This is a genomic window from Streptomyces coeruleoprunus (assembly GCF_039542925.1).
Taxonomy (GTDB): domain Bacteria; phylum Actinomycetota; class Actinomycetes; order Streptomycetales; family Streptomycetaceae; genus Streptomyces; species Streptomyces coeruleoprunus.
On sequence record NZ_BAABIT010000001.1, the window covers coordinates 3,031,990 to 3,046,413 of the forward strand.

Sequence of the window (14,424 nt, forward strand, 5' to 3'; positions counted from 1 at the left end):
GGCGTGCGCTGGTGACCGCTGCGGGGGTGACGGCCGTCCGGTCTTCTCCGTCCGCGCTCGCGCGGCCGACACGGCGTATCGTGCGGAGATGCCCCGCGCCGATCGGCTCCCGATCCTCTTCCTCGACGTGGACGGCCCTCTCATCCCGTTCGGAGGCGACCGGTCGCCGGTCGTCCACGTCGCCCGGGCCGGAGGCAATCCTCTGCTGGAGCGGATCGACCCGGCCCTCGGGCCGCAGCTGGCCGCGTTGCCCTGTGAGCTGGTGTGGGCCACGACCTGGATGGATGAGGCCAACGAGGTGCTGGCGCCGGTGCTCGGGTTGCCCGAGTTGGCCGTCGTGCGGTGGCCGGAGCCCTCCGGACAGGAGGAGCGCGATGTGCGGGCCGGGCGGCACTGGAAGACGCGTGCGGTGGTGGAGTGGGCCGGCGGGCGGGCTTTCGCCTGGGTCGATGACGAGATCACGGACCGCGACCGGGAGTGGGTCACCGCCCATTGCGGTGAGCGGGCTCTGCTCCGGCGCGTCGATCCGCGCCGGGGCCTCACCGGCGCGGATCTCGACGTTCTCGGTGACTGGCTGCGGCGCCACGTCAGCGGGCGTACAGCTCCTCGATCTCCTTCGTGAAGTCGCGGGCTATCGCCGCGCGTTTCAGCTTCAGGGACGGGGTCAGGTGGCCTCGTTCCTCCGTGAAGTCCGTGGGCAGTACGCGGAAGCGGCGGATCGACTCGGCGCGGGAGACCAGGCGGTTGGCCTCGTCGACGGCGCGTTGGAGGGTGGCCAGGAGGTCCGGGTCGGTGACCAGGTCGCGGAGCGGGACGTCCGTCTTCTTGTTCATGCGGCGCCAGTGGTCCAGGCCGTCGGGCTCCAGGGTGATCAGGGCCGTGATGTACGGGCGGTTGTCGCCGACGACCATGCACTGGCCGATCAGCGGGTGGGCGCGGAGCCAGTCCTCCAGGGGGGCCGGGGCGACGTTCTTGCCGCCCGTGGTGATGAGGATGTCCTTCTTGCGGCCCGTGATCGTGAGGTAGCCGTCCTCGTCGAGGGTGCCCAGGTCGCCTGTGGGGAGCCAGTCCGACGCCGAGGAGGGGATCGCCGCGCACGACTCCGTGTCCCAGTAGCCCGCGAAGACATGGCCGCCCCGCAGCAGCACCTCCCCGTCCTCCGCGATCCGGACGGCCGTGCCCGGCAGGGGCCAGCCCACGGTGCCCAGCCTCGGGCGCAGCGGCGGGGTGACGGTGGACGCGGCGGTGGTCTCCGTCAGGCCGTACCCCTCGAAGACCGAGATGCCCGCCCCCTCGTAGAAGGCGGCCAGGCGCCGTCCCAGCGGTGAGCCGCCGCAGATCGCGTACCGGACGCGGCCGCCCAGCGCCGCGCGGATGCGGCGGTACACGAGCGGGTCGTACAGGGCGCGGGCCGTGCGCAGCCCGAGGGAGGGGCCGGGGCCCTCGCCGTGTTCCTGGGCCTCCACCGCCTTTCCGTAGCGGCGGGCGATGGTGGCCGCCCGGTCGAACGAGGCCGCGCGGCCCATCTTCTCGGCCGTCGCCCGGCCCGTGTTGAACACCTTCTCCAGCACGTACGGGATGGCCACGAGGAACGTGGGCCGGAAGCCGGCCAGGTCGGCCAGGAGGTCGTCGGTCGCGATCGACGGGGCGTGGCCCAGGCGGACCCGCGCGCGCAGGCAGCCGATCGCGACCATCCGGCCGAGCACGTGGGACAGCGGAAGGAAGAGGAGCGTCGAGGCGGGGTCCTTGCTGACCGACTTGAAGACCGGGTGGAGGAGTTCGACGGCGTTGTCGACCTCCGCGAAGAAGTTGCCGTGGGTGAGGACGCAGCCCTTGGGGCGGCCCGTGGTGCCCGAGGTGTAGACGAGTGTGGCGATGGTTTGCGGTGACAGGCCGGACCGACGGGCCGTGATCACCTCGTCCGGTACGTCCTTGCCGGCGGCGCGCAGCACCGACACCGCTCCCGTGTCGAACGCCCACAGGTGCGCCAGGCCGGGGAGTTGGCGGCGTTCGGTGCTGATGAGGCGGGCCTGCTCCTTGTCCTCGACGACGCAGGCGACGGCGCCCGAGTCCTGGAGGATCCAGCGCGCCTGGAAGGCGGAGGACGTGGGGTAGACGGGGACGGTGATCAGCCCGGCGGCCCAGGCGGCGAAGTCGAAGAGCGTCCACTCGTACGTGGTGCGCGCCATGATCGCGAGGCGGTCGCCGGGGCGCAGGCCCTCGGCGACGAGGCCTTTGGCGACGGCCAGGACGTCGGCGGCGAAGGCGGCCGCGGTCACGTCGGCCCAGGTGCCGTCGTCCTGCTTGCGGCCGATGACCGGTTCGGCGGGTGCCTCGCGGGCGTTGTCGAAGGGGATGTCGGCGAGTGACCCGCCGGTCGGGGGTGCTACGAGGGGTGGCACGGAGACCTCGCGCACCACCCCGTTCTCCTGGACGCGCTGTGGGGGGACCGGTTCGACTGTCACGTGCGGCTCCTTGCGGGATCGATCGGTGACCTTCGCGGGGGGATTCCGGGGGCTTGTCCTGGGGGTTCGGAGTGGGCCTTGTCCTTGCGCCGCGTACGGCGCCTCGCGCTGCCGCGGCCAGCTGACCGCCGAGTAAGTTACTTCCCCGTAATCTATGGGCGCGGGCATGACAAGGCAATGCCCCGGCGCCACCGCGTCAGCGGTTCTCCGACCAGCCCCGGCCGTCCATCAGGTTCCCCAGGCCCGCCCACGCGAAGTTCATCAGCGTCGCCGCCGCCTCCTTCGCCGTGACGCCCGGCGTCTCGTTCGCCCAGCCGGCCAGCGACTCCGCCGCCCCGACCAGCGCCTGCGCGAGACCCGCCACATCCCGGTCGGCCAGCTCCGGCGCGCGGTGGGCCTCCCGGGCCGCCGCGCCGATCAGCGTGGTCACGAACGCGACGATCTCCTCGCGCAACGCCTTCACCTGCGCCGCGAAGGGCTCCCCGTGCGTACGGGCCTGGCGGTGCAGCACCGACCAGCCGTCCGGGTTGCCGGCGGTGTGCCGGAAGAACGCCGTCAGGCCCGCCCACAGCCTGCGGTCGGCGGGCAGCGCCGGATCGCCCTCCTCCGCCCCGGCCCGTACGGCCGCCACCAGGGCCGCCGCCTCACGCCGGATGCACGCGGTGAACAGCTCCTCCTTGGAGTTGAGGTAGAGGTAGACCAAGGGCTTGGAGACCCCCGCCAGTTCGGCGATCTCGTCCATCGAGGCGGCCTGGTAGCCGCGCCGGCCGAAGGTCCGCACGGCGGCGTCCAGCATCTGCTGCTCCCGTACCGTGCGGGGCAGGCGCTTCGCCCTCGTGTTCACCGTGCAAGCCTCCTCGTACTCGGCGGTCCGTAAGACTACGGCCCCGTGCCGAACGCCTGTGCCCCCAGCGGGAGTTCCGCTGGGGGCACAGGCGTCGGAAAAGAGCGGGCCGTCAGGCCGCGACCGGCGGCAGCGTGACCTTCTGCTCCGCCTCCCGCACCTCGAAGCCGTCGACCGGGGACGACGTCGCCGAGTGGTACGCGTCGAGGTCGAGGATCTTCTCACGTGCGGCGACGACGACCGGGACGAGCGCCTGCCCGGCCACGTTCGTGGCGGTGCGGACCATGTCGAGGATCGGGTCGATCGCCATCAGCAGGCCCACGCCCTCCAGCGGCAGGCCCAGCGTGGAGAGGGTCAGGGTCAGCATGACCGTCGCGCCGGTGAGACCGGCGGTGGCCGCCGAGCCGATCACCGAGACGAAGGCGATCAGCAGGTAGTCGCCGATGCCCAGCTGCACGTCGAAGATCTGCGCGATGAAGATCGCGGCGAGGGCCGGGTAGATCGCGGCGCAGCCGTCCATCTTGGTGGTCGCGCCGAAGGGCACCGCGAAGGACGTGTACTCCTTCGGCACGCCCAGTCGCTCGGTGACCTTGACGGTGACCGGCATGGTGCCGACCGACGAGCGGGAGACGAAGGCCAGCTGGATGGCGGGCCAGGCGCCCTTGAAGAACTGCAGCGGGTTGACCTTGGCGACGGTCGCCAGGAGCAGCGGGTAGACGCCGAACAGCACCAGGGCGCAGCCGATGTAGACGTCGGCGGTGAACGTGGCGTACTTGCCGATGAGGTCCCAGCCGTAGTCGGCGATGGCGTAGCCGATGAGGCCGACGGTGCCGAGCGGGGCCAGGCGGATGACCCACCACAGCGCCTTCTGCAGCAGCTCCAGGACGGACTCGCTCAGGGTGAGCAGCGGCTGGGCCTTCTCGCCGAGCTGGAGCGCGGCGACACCGGCGACGGCGGCCATGAAGACGATCTGGAGGACGTTCAGCTCGGTGAAGGGCGTGATGACGTCCGTCGGGACGATGCCCGTGAGGAAGTCCAGCCACGAGCCGGCGTGCTCCGGCTTCTTGCCGTCCTTCGGGGTGAGGCCGGTGCCGGCACCCGGGTTGGTGAGCAGGCCGATGACCAGGCCGATCGCGACGGCGATCAGCGACGTGATCATGAACCAGAGCAGGGTGCGGGAGGCCAGCCGGGCGGCGTTGTTGACCTTCCGCAGGTTGGTGATGGACACCAGGATGGCGAAGAAGACGAGCGGGGCGACCGCCAGCTTCAGCAGCTGGACGAAGATGTGGCCGACCTTGTCGAGGGTGGTGTAGAGCCAGGCGACCTCATAGCTGCGGGTGATCCAGCCGAGGACCACGCCGAGCACGAGACCGGCGGCTATCTGGGCCCAGAAGGGCACCTTGGCGACGCTGCGCGCGGACACGGACACACTCCAGTAGTGCGCGGGATGACATACAGGGACGGGGGTGCGGCGCCCGCGCGCGAGGGCGGCGCCGCTGCATGATGCCGGGTCAGATTTCGCGGCAACAGACCGCGGACATACAGCGGCACAGGTCGACGTGCAGGCGCGCCACGAGCGGGGTGCTCGCGGCTCCATGGCGGTGGCGCACTGCGGTCTTCATGCCCAGAACGTTAACACCTCAACTTTGAGATACCCAAAGCCATTCTTTGAGAGGGGTCCGGCCCCGTGGACCTTGGAAAGGCCTGGAAACGCCTCGGGAACGACAACACCCCAGGACGGAACGCGCGTTCCGATCCCGGGGTGGCGGTAGGGGCTTGTGGGGTGTGAGGAAGCTTACGCGGGGAAGCCCGCGGAGCTTCAGTCCTCCTGCGCGCGGTTGGCCTCGATGCGCGCCTTGGCGTGGTCCACCTTCACCGCGATCTGCTCCGACATCGCGTCGCGCTGCTTGCGCAGCAGCACGAAGCTGAGCGGCGCGGAGACGACCACGGACAGCACCAGCACCCACAGGACGTTGGAGTCACCGAGGCCACGCGGCACGAGACCGAAGTACACCAGGGCGTACAGCACGACGAAGCAGCCGGCGAAGACGCCGAAGCGCATCAGGGTGTACTTCAGCGTGGCGCTCGTCGTGGCGCTCATCCTCGTGGTGGCGGGCACGGCGGACCTTCTTCCTTCTCACACGTACGACGGGTCCTGCCCGACTAGTGAAGCACGGGACGAAATGGATCACTTCAGGGGGAGCAGCATGATGATGTCGTCCCGGTCGTCGCCGTCGGCGACCCGGATGCCGTCGGGGACGCGGCCGACCTCCTTGTAGCCGCAGGACGCGTAGAAGTGCTCCACGCCCGTGCCGCCGCGACAGGTCAGCCGGATCGCCTCGATGCCGTCGAAGCCGCGTACGGCGGACTCGGTCGCGGCGAGCAGGTCGCGGCCGTACCCCTTGCCCTGGTGGCGCGGGTGCACCATGACGGTGTACAGCCACACCCAGTGGGTCATCAGCCGGTGCGTGTTGAACGCGATGAAGGACGTCGCGGCCAGGGTCCCGTCCTCGTCGTAGCCGGCCAGGAGGCGTATGCGGCCCTCGCTCATCGCCGTGAGGTGCCTGACCCACTCGGGGCGGATGTCGTCGGGCGTCACGGGCGGGACGAAGCCGACGGCGCCGCCGGCGTTGGAGACGTCCGTCCACAGGGTGAGGACGCCGTCGCGCAGCTGGAGGTCGACGGGCGGGTCCAGTACGAAGTTCAGCGGCATGCCCCCGACGATAAGCGGGTCAGCCGAGTACCCGCGCCGCAATCCGGAGATCGGACACCAGGCCCTCGTACACCGCGTCGCGGTCGTCGGCGCGCAGGACGGCGGAGGGGTGGATGGTGGCGACCAGGCACTCGCCGCGCTCCTCGTACGGCAGGAGGATCCCGCGCTGCTTCGTCACCCGGAACGAGGAGCCGAGCAGCGCCTTGCCCGCGGTGGCGCCCAGCGCGACCAGGACGTCCGGGTCGACGAGCCTCACCTCGGCGTCGAGCCAGGGCTTGCAGGCGGTCATCTCGCGCAGGCTGGGCGCCTTGTGGATACGGCGCTTGCCGCGCTCGGGGACGTACTCGAACTTGAAGTGCTTGACGGCGTTGGTGATGTAGGTGTCGTCCGGGTCGATCCCCGCCTCGTCGAGGGCGCGGGTGAGGACCCTGCCGGCGGGGCCGACGAAGGGCTTGCCCTGGCGGTCCTCCTGGTCGCCGGGCTGTTCGCCGATGAGCAGGACGCGGGCGTGGGTGTTGCCGGCGCCGAAGACGGTCTGGGTGGCGGCCTCGTGCAGGGGGCAGCCGCGGCAGCCCGTCGCCGCCTCGCGTACGTGTGCCAGGTCCGCGCCCTCCGGCACGAAGGGCGTCGCGGTGTACGCCTCCTCGGGCGAGACCCTGCTCTTGCCGGCCATGCGGGGCGGGTACCCCGCACGGCGGTCACGTCACACGGAGCGGCCCGGTGGGCCGGGCACGCGCCTGGGCGGGTCCGGAGGATCATTCCCCTGCCCCGCCCCTTCCCGCATCGGGGGCTCCGCCGCCGCACCCCCGCTCCTCGAACGCCGGAGGGGCTGAGTCCAGCCCCTCCGGGAGCGTCAGAGGCGCATCGGCTGCGGCGACTCGCGCCGGGAGGCGTCCGGGCCCGGGTACTCGCGGATGATCTCGTAGCGGGTGTTCCGCTCCACCGGGCGGAAGCCCGCGTCGCGGATGAGTTCCAGCAGGTCGTCGCGGGTCAGCTTGTTCGGCGTGCCGTAGTTGTCCGCGTCGTGCGTGATCTTGTACTCGACGACCGAGCCGTCCATGTCGTCGGCGCCGTGCTGGAGGGCGAGCTGCGCGGTCTGGACGCCGTGCATCACCCAGAAGACCTTGACGTGCGGGACGTTGTCGAAGAGGAGCCGCGAGACCGCGAAGGTCTTCAGGGCCTCGGCGCCGGTCGCCATCGTCGTCCGGGCCTGGAGGCGGTTGCGGATCTTGCCGTCCTGCATGTCCACGAAGTCGTGCTGGTAGCGCAGCGGGATGAAGACCTGGAAGCCACCGGTCTCGTCCTGCAGCTCCCGCAGCCGCAGGACGTGGTCCACACGGTGACGGGGCTCCTCGATGTGGCCGTACAGCATGGTGGAAGGGGTCTTCAGACCCTTCTCGTGCGCCAGGCGGTGGATGCGCGACCAGTCCTCCCAGTGGGTGCGGTGGTCGACGATGTGCTGGCGGACCTCCCAGTCGAAGATCTCCGCGCCGCCACCGGTGAGGGACTCCAGGCCGGCGTCGATCAGCTCGTCGAGGATCTCCGACGCCGACAGCCCGGAGATCGTCTCGAAGTGGTGGATCTCCGTCGCCGTGAAGGCCTTCAGCGAGACGTTCGGCAGGGCCTTCTTCAGCTCGCTGAGCGAGCGCGGGTAGTAGCGCCAGGGCAGGTTGGGGTGGAGCCCGTTGACGATGTGCAGCTCGGTGAGGTTCTCGCTCTCCATCGCCTTGGCGAGGCGGACGGCCTCCTCGATGCGCATCGTGTACGCGTCCTTCTCGCCCGGCTTGCGCTGGAACGAGCAGTACGCGCACGACGCCGTGCACACGTTGGTCATGTTGAGGTGCCGGTTGACGTTGAAGTGCACCACGTCGCCGTTCTTACGGGTGCGCACCTCGTGGGCGAGCCCGCCGAGCCAGGCCAGATCGTCCGACTCGTAGAGGGCGATGCCGTCCTCGCGGGTCAGCCGCTCCCCGGACCGGACCTTCTCCTCCAGCTCGCGCTTGAGCCCCGCGTCCATACGGCTCTGCCTCCCAATACGACTGCAATCGGACCCCACACACCGTACGCCTACACCGATTCGGGCAAGTCGCCGACCCGGTTCTCCCACTTCGTGGACAGGACGATGGTGGTGCGCGTGCGCGAGACGCCCTTGGTGCCGGACAGCCGGCGGATGATCTTCTCCAGGCCGTCCACGTCGCTCGCGCGGACCTTGAGCATGTACGAGTCGTCGCCCGCGATGAACCAGCAGTCCTCGATCTCGGGCAGGTCCCGCAGCCGGCGGGCCACGTCCTCGTGGTCGGCCGCGTCGGAGAGCGAGATGCCGATCAGCGCGGTGACGCCGAGGCCCAGCGACGCCGCGTTGACGGTGGCGCGGTAGCCGGTGATGACGCCGGCCGCTTCGAGGCGGTTGATGCGGTCGGTGACGGAGGGCCCGGAGAGCCCGACGAGCCGGCCCAGCTCGGCGTATGAGGCCCTGCCGTTCTCCCGAAGGGCCTGGATGAGCTGCCTATCCACGGCGTCCATAGATCTGAAGCCTTCCATTGTTCAGCGATACCGCGTGTTGACGTGTAGAATCTAAGGCATGCAGGGCTGCCACCCTGCGATTCAGTCAGTTGATCAACGACGATCCCTGAGGAGATGACACTCACCGTGTACACGATCGAGATGGCCTACGCCCAGATGCGTTCCCTGCAGGAGCAGGCCAGCCGCTCGCGTGTCCGCAAGTCCGCCACCGCCACGCGCCGCGCGGCGGGCACCACCTCCGCCGGCCGCGCCCTGTTCCGGGTGACCGGCAAGAAGCACTGACGCACGGCGCACGGAGGCCGGGCGGTCCGCCCGGTCAGTCCGTACGGGAGGCACCCAGCTCTCCCTTCCAGCGGCGGTACAGCCGATGCGGCACCCCGGCCGCGTCGAGCACCCGCCCGGCGACGAAGTCCACCAGATCCTGGATGTGCGTCGCCCCCGCGTAGAACGCCGGAGAGGCGGGCAGCACCACGGCGCCCGCCTCGTCCAGCGCCACCAGCTGCTTCAGCGTCTGACCGCTCAGCGGGGTCTCCCGCACCGCGACCACCAGCGGCCGCCGCTCCTTGAGCGTCACGCTCGCCGTCCGCTGGAGCAGGTCCTTCGACAGGCCCAGCGCCACCCCGGCGACGCACGCCGTGGACGCGGGCACGATGAGCATCCCCTTGGCCGGGTACGAGCCCGAGGACGGCCCGGCGGCCAGGTCGCCCGCCGCCCAGTGCCGTATGTCCGCGGCCGCCACGTCGACGTCGAACGTCCGCGGCTTGCCGTCCGCGCCCCGGGCCAGCCACTCCTCCAGGTCCCCGCGCCAGTGCGCGTCCCGGAAGGCGATCCCCGTCTCGTCGAGCAGGGTCAGCCGCGACGCCCTGGACACCACCAGGTCGACGCTCTCACCCGCGGCGATCAGCCCGCGCAGCACGGCGGCGGCGTACGGCGTCCCCGACGCCCCCGACACCCCGACGACCCACGGACGACGCTGCGCTTCTACCGGCTCCACGCCGCTGAGCCTATCCCGAACCGCATTTCAAGCCCGTCCGGCGTTTGAGGACGAGCACCGAAGGTTCGATACGGGGGTCTGGGGGCGGAGCCCCCAGTGCGGTGGTGCCGCTCACACCGTGAGGCCGCGCACCACCAGGTCCAGCAGCGCGCACCCGAAGAGCGCGATGCCGATGAAGCCGTTGACCGTGAAGAACGCCCGGTTCAGGCGGGACAGGTCGTGGGGGCGGACGATGGTGTGCTCGTACAGGAACGCACCCGCGACGATCACCAGGCCCGTCCAGAACCACAGCCCCGCGTCCGTGACCAGCGCGAACCAGACGAACAGCGCCATCGTGACCGCGTGGCAGCCGCGGGCGCCCCAGACGGCCGCGGGGATGCCGAAGCGGGCCGGCACGGACTTCACGCCCGTCGCCCGGTCGGTCTCCACGTCCTGGCAGGCGTAGATCAGGTCGAAGCCGCCGATCCAGACGCCGACGGCGAGGCCCAGGATCACCGCCTCCCACGACCAGGCGCCGGTGACCGCCAGCCAGCCGCCGACCGGCGCGATGGCCTGGGCGAGGCCCAGGATGGCCTGCGGGAAGTTCGTGAACCGCTTGCCGTACGGATAGACCACCATCGGGACGACGGCGACCGGCGCCAGCGCCAGGCACAGCGGGTTGAGCAGGGCGGCCGCGCCGAGGAAGACCACGAGCGCGACGAGCGCCCCGGTCCAGGCGTGCCGTACGGACATCGCGCCGGTGACCAGCTCGCGCTGGGCGGTGCGGGGGTTGCGGGCGTCGATCTCCCGGTCGATGATCCGGTTCACGGCCATCGCGAACGTCCGCAGCCCGACCATGGCGAGCGTCACCAGCAGCAGCTCCCACCAGTGGACGGACCGGTCCTGGAGGAACATCGCGGTGAGGGCGGCGATATAGGCGAAGGGCAGCGCGAAGACCGAGTGCTCGATCATCACGAGCCGCAGGAACGCGCGGGTGCGGCCCCGCGCGGGCACGGCCGCCGCGGCGGCGCCGCTCACAGGCCGTACTCCTTCCACCGCCGGGTCACCAGGGCGGCCGTCGCCGGGTCGGACTCGACCATGTCCGGCCAGCCGCCGTCCCGTACGTAGCCCTCCTCGGGCCACTTGGCCGTGGCGTCGATGCCCGCCTTGCCGCCCCAGAACTGCTGGTAGGAGGCGTGGTCGAGGTGGTCGACCGGGCCTTCGACGACGGTCAGGTCGCGGGAGTAGTCGACGTTGCCGAGGGCCCGCCACGCCACCTCGTGGTAGTTGTGCACGTCGCAGTCGTCGTCGACGACCACGATCAGCTTCTCCAGCGACAGCATGTGCGCGCCCCAGATGGCGTGCATGACCTTCTGGGCGTGCTTCGGGTACTTCTTGCGGATCGAGACGATCACGCAGTTGTGGAAGCCGCCGGACTCCGGCAGGTGGTAGTCCACGATGTCCGGCACGATGATCTTCAGCAGGGGGAGGAAGAAACGCTCCGTCGCGCGGCCCAGCGGGCCGTCCTCCGTCGGCGGGCGGCCCACCACGATCGACTGGAGCAGCGGGCGGCGCCGCATCGTGACGCAGTCGATGGTCAGCGCCGGGAAGTCCTCCTGCGGCGTGTAGAAGCCGGTGTGGTCGCCGAACGGGCCCTCCGGCTTCATCACGCCGGGCTCCAGCCAGCCCTCCAGCACGACCTCGGCGTGCGCCGGGACCTGGAGCGGGACGGTCTTGCAGTCGACCATCTCGATCCGCTTGCCCTGGAGGAAGCCCGCGAACAGGTACTCGTCGATGTCCTCCGGCAGCGGCGCGGTCGACGCGTACGTGACGGCCGGCGGGGCGCCGAAGGCGATGGCGACGGGCAGCCGCTCACCGCGCCGGGCGGCGACCTGGTAGTGGTTGCGGCTGTCCTTGTGGATCTGCCAGTGCATGCCGATGGTGCGCCGGTCGTGGCGCTGGAGGCGGTAGAGGCCGAGGTTCCGGATGCCGGTCTCGGGGTGCTTGGTGTGGGTGAGGCCCAGGTTGAAGAAGGAGCCGCCGTCCTTGGGCCAGGTGAACAGGGCCGGCAGCCGGTCGAGGTCCACGTCGTCGCCGCGCAGGACGACTTCCTGCACGGGGGCGTCCTTGACCTTCTTCGGCGGGACGTGGGTCATGGCGCCGAGCTTGCCGAAGGCCTCGCGCACGCCGACGAAGCTGCTGGGCAGCTCGGGCTTGAGCAGTCCGCCGATCTTCTCGCTGATCTCGTCGTACGACGCCAGTCCGAGCGCCTTGAGGAGGCGGCGGTCGGTGCCGAACACGTTCATCGCCAGGGGCATGTCCGAGCCCTTGACGTTCTCGAACAGGAGGGCGGGGCCGCCGGACTTCTGGACCCGGTCGACGATCTCCCCGACCTCCAGGTGCGGATCGACTTCGGCCTTGATGCGCTTGAGGTCGCCTTCGCGCTCCAGCGCTCTGAGCAGCGAGCGGAGATCGTCGTAAGCCATGCGCCCCAGTATCCCCGAGCCGTTTCCGGAGGCCGACAGGGCCCGGAACGGCGCGGCGGGCACCGGCTAGGCTGGGCGTGTCACCTGGGCTGTCGAAACGCGGCCCGCCAACGCATTCAGGGGGCCGTCCCACATGCTCAGGGCACTGATGTACATCCTGCCGATCGCACTGACGATCTACGCGTTCATCGACTGCCTGAACACCCCCGAGGACGAGGCCAAGCACCTGCCGAAGGTCGCGTGGATCTTCATCATCCTGCTGTTCTGGATCGTCGGGCCGATCGTCTGGCTCGCGGCGGGCAAGACGCGCCGGGCCCCGGCGGGCGGGCGGACGCCGAGCGAGTGGCACCGCAACCACCGCATGGAGTGGGTCGCGCCGGACGACAACCCCGAGTTCCTCAAGTCCCTGCGCGACGAGAACAAGAAGGACGAGTCGCTCCTCAAGGACTGGGAGGCCGACCTGCGCCGGCGCGAGGAGGAGCTGAAGCGCCGCGAGGAGAACGGCGACAAGGGCGACGACGACACCCCGAAGTCCTGACGGGCCGGCGGACGAGGACGGGCGGGGACCCATGGAGCTCCGGCTGCTGGTGACCTTCGAGAAGGTCGCGACCGTGCTCAGCTTCACGCGGGCCGCCGCGGAGCTGGCCTACGCCCAGTCCAGCGTCACGGCCCAGATCCGGTCGCTGGAGGCGTCGCTCGGGACCGAGCTGTTCGACCGGCTCGGCAGCCGTATCCGGCTCACCGAGGCCGGTGAGCGGCTGCTGCCGTACGCGCGGCAGATCATCGCGCTCGCGGACGAGGCGCGCACGGCGGTCGCGGAGGCCGAGGAGCCGGCCGGGACCGTCACCGTCGGCACCATGGAGTCGCTGACCTCCTACCGGCTGCCCGCCCTGCTGGAGCTGTTCCACCACCGCTATCCGAAGGTGCGGCTGGCGCTGCGGCCCACGCTCGGCGACGAGACCCGGCAGGCGCTGCGCCGGGGCACGTACGACATCGGGTTCCTGATGGAGGCGGAGAGCGAGCACGAGGGCCTGGAGAGCGAGGTGCTCACCGAGGAGCCGCTGGTCCTGGTGGCGGCGCCCACGCATCCGCTGGTCGGGCGCGACGGGCTGACGACCGCCGAGCTGGCGGCCGGACAGCTCGTGGGGCCGGAGCCGGGGTGTGCGTACCGCGACCTGTTCGAGGCGGAGCTGCGGACGGCCGCGGGGCCCGACGAGCGCCCGGTGTTCCTGGAGTTCGGCACGATCGAGGCGACCAAGAGCGGTGTCGCCGCCGGCCTGGGCGTCGCCCTGCTGCCGCGGGTGACCGTGGCGCGGGAGCTGGCCGGCGGGACCCTGGCCGAGCTGGCCTGGCGGCCGTCGTTCACGCTGTTCACCCAGCTCGCCTGGCGGCGGGGGAAGCGGCTGCCGGCCCATGTGCGGCTGTTCGTGGAGCAGTCGCGGCGGCTCGTGCGGGAGCAGTCGGGGCAGCCGGCAGCGTGACCTTCAGGCTGGCCAGCACGATCAGCGGCAGCCCGAGCGCCTGCACCAGGCCGATGTGGTGGCCGTACACCGCCCAGTCGACGACCATGGCGACGGCCGGGTAGGTGAAGGCCAGCACGGCGATCTTCGCGGTGGGCAGCTTCTGGTAGGCGGCGTACATCAGCACGTACATCAGGCCCGTGTGGATGACGCCGAGCCCGGCGAGCCACGCCCAGCCGGCGCCCAGGCCGCCCAGCTCGCCGAAGGAGGCGAACGGCAGCAGCAGCGGGACGCCCACGAGCACCTGGACGAGGGCGACGAGGTGCGGGCGCACGCCGGTGACCCGCTTGGTGACGATCGTCGAGACCGCGTACAGGACGGCGGCCAGCAGGGCGAAGCCCAGGCCCTCGAGCGAGCCGGTGTCCCCGGGCCGGACGCCGGCGACCAGGACGAGGCCGGCGAACGCGACGGCCAGCCAGCCGAGTTTGGCGGCGGTCAGCCGCTCGCGCAGGACCAGCGCGCCGAGCAGCACCACGTAGAAGGGCTGGGTGTGGTAGACGACGGTCGCGAAGGAGATCGAGGTCGCCTCGTACGCCTCGAAGAGGAACACCCAGTTGAAGACGATGAACACCCCGCCCAGCGCCGCCAGTCCGAGCTTGCGGGGCGTGAAGCCGTGGCCGGTGAAGTAGCCGCGTGCCAGGGCGTAGGCACCGAGTGCGGCGGCGCCGAAGAGGCAGCGGAAGAGGACGACGGTGAAGGGGGAGGCGCCGGACTCCACGACGAAGACGCCGAGGGTGCCGGACAGGACCATGGCGAGGGTCAGTTCGAGGGTGCCCCTGGTTTCGTTTCTCATGGCCACGACGCTACGGACGGCGGTACCGACGGGTCCACGAGCCAGTGGGGCGTCCTGCCGATGGCCCCATCGACCCGGCCGATGGGACCCGGCCGGCACCCGAAGAG

General features: G+C 70.9%; 16 protein-coding genes. 4 read left to right on the forward strand and 12 right to left on the reverse strand.

Annotated features, from left to right (window positions below; all coding sequences use genetic code 11):
• Positions 1–88 precede the first annotated feature (88 nt).
• Positions 89–622, forward strand: coding sequence for an HAD domain-containing protein (locus tag ABEB09_RS13165; protein WP_345690078.1), 534 nt, complete (start codon positions 89–91; stop codon positions 620–622).
• Here ABEB09_RS13165 and ABEB09_RS13170 read toward each other — a convergent pair.
• The 8 genes from ABEB09_RS13170 to ABEB09_RS13205 all read right to left on the reverse strand — a co-directional run bounded on the left by ABEB09_RS13170 (position 588) and on the right by ABEB09_RS13205 (position 8,545).
• Positions 588–2,465: an AMP-dependent synthetase/ligase gene (locus tag ABEB09_RS13170; RefSeq protein WP_345690079.1), complete on the reverse strand. Its 1,878-nt coding sequence runs from the start codon at positions 2,463–2,465 to the stop codon at positions 588–590. The two genes, ABEB09_RS13165 and ABEB09_RS13170, sit on opposite strands and share 35 nt — an antisense overlap.
• A gap of 196 nt (positions 2,466–2,661) precedes the next feature.
• The gene (locus ABEB09_RS13175; RefSeq protein ID WP_345693925.1) at positions 2,662–3,261 is read right to left on the reverse strand and encodes a TetR/AcrR family transcriptional regulator; all 600 of its coding nucleotides are present in this window, start codon (positions 3,259–3,261) and stop codon (positions 2,662–2,664) included.
• Between the two features lie 160 nt (positions 3,262–3,421).
• On the reverse strand, positions 3,422–4,738 hold the full coding sequence (locus tag ABEB09_RS13180; protein WP_380840385.1) for a dicarboxylate/amino acid:cation symporter: 1,317 nt from the start codon (positions 4,736–4,738) through the stop codon (positions 3,422–3,424).
• Positions 4,739–5,128: 390 nt separating this feature from the next.
• Positions 5,129–5,410, reverse strand: a complete 282-nt coding sequence (locus ABEB09_RS13185) for a DUF4229 domain-containing protein (RefSeq protein WP_345693926.1) — start codon at positions 5,408–5,410, stop codon at positions 5,129–5,131.
• Between the two features lie 87 nt (positions 5,411–5,497).
• Positions 5,498–6,022, reverse strand: coding sequence for a GNAT family N-acetyltransferase (locus ABEB09_RS13190; RefSeq protein ID WP_345690081.1), 525 nt, complete (start codon positions 6,020–6,022; stop codon positions 5,498–5,500).
• A 19-nt stretch (positions 6,023–6,041) separates the two neighbouring features.
• Positions 6,042–6,695: a UdgX family uracil-DNA binding protein gene (locus ABEB09_RS13195; protein WP_345690082.1), complete on the reverse strand. Its 654-nt coding sequence runs from the start codon at positions 6,693–6,695 to the stop codon at positions 6,042–6,044.
• A gap of 180 nt (positions 6,696–6,875) precedes the next feature.
• On the reverse strand, positions 6,876–8,039 hold the full coding sequence (gene mqnE / locus ABEB09_RS13200) for an aminofutalosine synthase MqnE (RefSeq protein ID WP_345690083.1): 1,164 nt from the start codon (positions 8,037–8,039) through the stop codon (positions 6,876–6,878).
• A gap of 50 nt (positions 8,040–8,089) precedes the next feature.
• Positions 8,090–8,545 (reverse strand): Lrp/AsnC family transcriptional regulator, encoded by a 456-nt coding sequence (locus ABEB09_RS13205; protein ID WP_345690084.1) that lies wholly within the window; start codon positions 8,543–8,545, stop codon positions 8,090–8,092.
• Between the two features lie 114 nt (positions 8,546–8,659).
• Here ABEB09_RS13205 and ABEB09_RS13210 point away from each other — a divergent pair, with 114 nt between their 5' ends.
• Positions 8,660–8,827, forward strand: coding sequence for a hypothetical protein (locus tag ABEB09_RS13210; protein ID WP_345690085.1), 168 nt, complete (start codon positions 8,660–8,662; stop codon positions 8,825–8,827).
• A 34-nt stretch (positions 8,828–8,861) separates the two neighbouring features.
• Here the strand turns inward: ABEB09_RS13210 and ABEB09_RS13215 are convergent, their stop codons facing one another.
• The 3 genes from ABEB09_RS13215 to ABEB09_RS13225 form a co-directional block, all read right to left on the reverse strand.
• Positions 8,862–9,539 carry a UbiX family flavin prenyltransferase gene (locus tag ABEB09_RS13215; RefSeq protein WP_345690086.1) on the reverse strand — a complete coding sequence of 226 codons (678 nt, stop codon included), beginning with the start codon at positions 9,537–9,539 and terminating at the stop codon, positions 8,862–8,864.
• Between the two features lie 111 nt (positions 9,540–9,650).
• Positions 9,651–10,556, reverse strand: coding sequence for a menaquinone biosynthesis prenyltransferase MqnP (gene mqnP / locus ABEB09_RS13220; RefSeq protein ID WP_345690087.1), 906 nt, complete (start codon positions 10,554–10,556; stop codon positions 9,651–9,653).
• Positions 10,553–12,004, reverse strand: coding sequence for a menaquinone biosynthesis decarboxylase (locus ABEB09_RS13225; protein ID WP_345690088.1), 1,452 nt, complete (start codon positions 12,002–12,004; stop codon positions 10,553–10,555). Before ABEB09_RS13225 ends, mqnP begins: the two co-directional genes overlap by 4 nt.
• A gap of 133 nt (positions 12,005–12,137) precedes the next feature.
• Between ABEB09_RS13225 and ABEB09_RS13230 the strand changes: the two genes are divergently transcribed.
• Positions 12,138–12,542, forward strand: coding sequence for a PLD nuclease N-terminal domain-containing protein (locus tag ABEB09_RS13230; protein ID WP_345690089.1), 405 nt, complete (start codon positions 12,138–12,140; stop codon positions 12,540–12,542).
• Between the two features lie 31 nt (positions 12,543–12,573).
• Positions 12,574–13,485, forward strand: a complete 912-nt coding sequence (locus ABEB09_RS13235; RefSeq protein WP_345690090.1) for a LysR family transcriptional regulator — start codon at positions 12,574–12,576, stop codon at positions 13,483–13,485.
• On the opposite strand, the gene ABEB09_RS13240 is transcribed toward ABEB09_RS13235, so the two are convergent.
• On the reverse strand, positions 13,376–14,317 hold the full coding sequence (locus ABEB09_RS13240; protein ID WP_345690091.1) for a DMT family transporter: 942 nt from the start codon (positions 14,315–14,317) through the stop codon (positions 13,376–13,378). The two genes, ABEB09_RS13235 and ABEB09_RS13240, sit on opposite strands and share 110 nt — an antisense overlap.
• Positions 14,318–14,424: the final 107 nt, after the last annotated feature.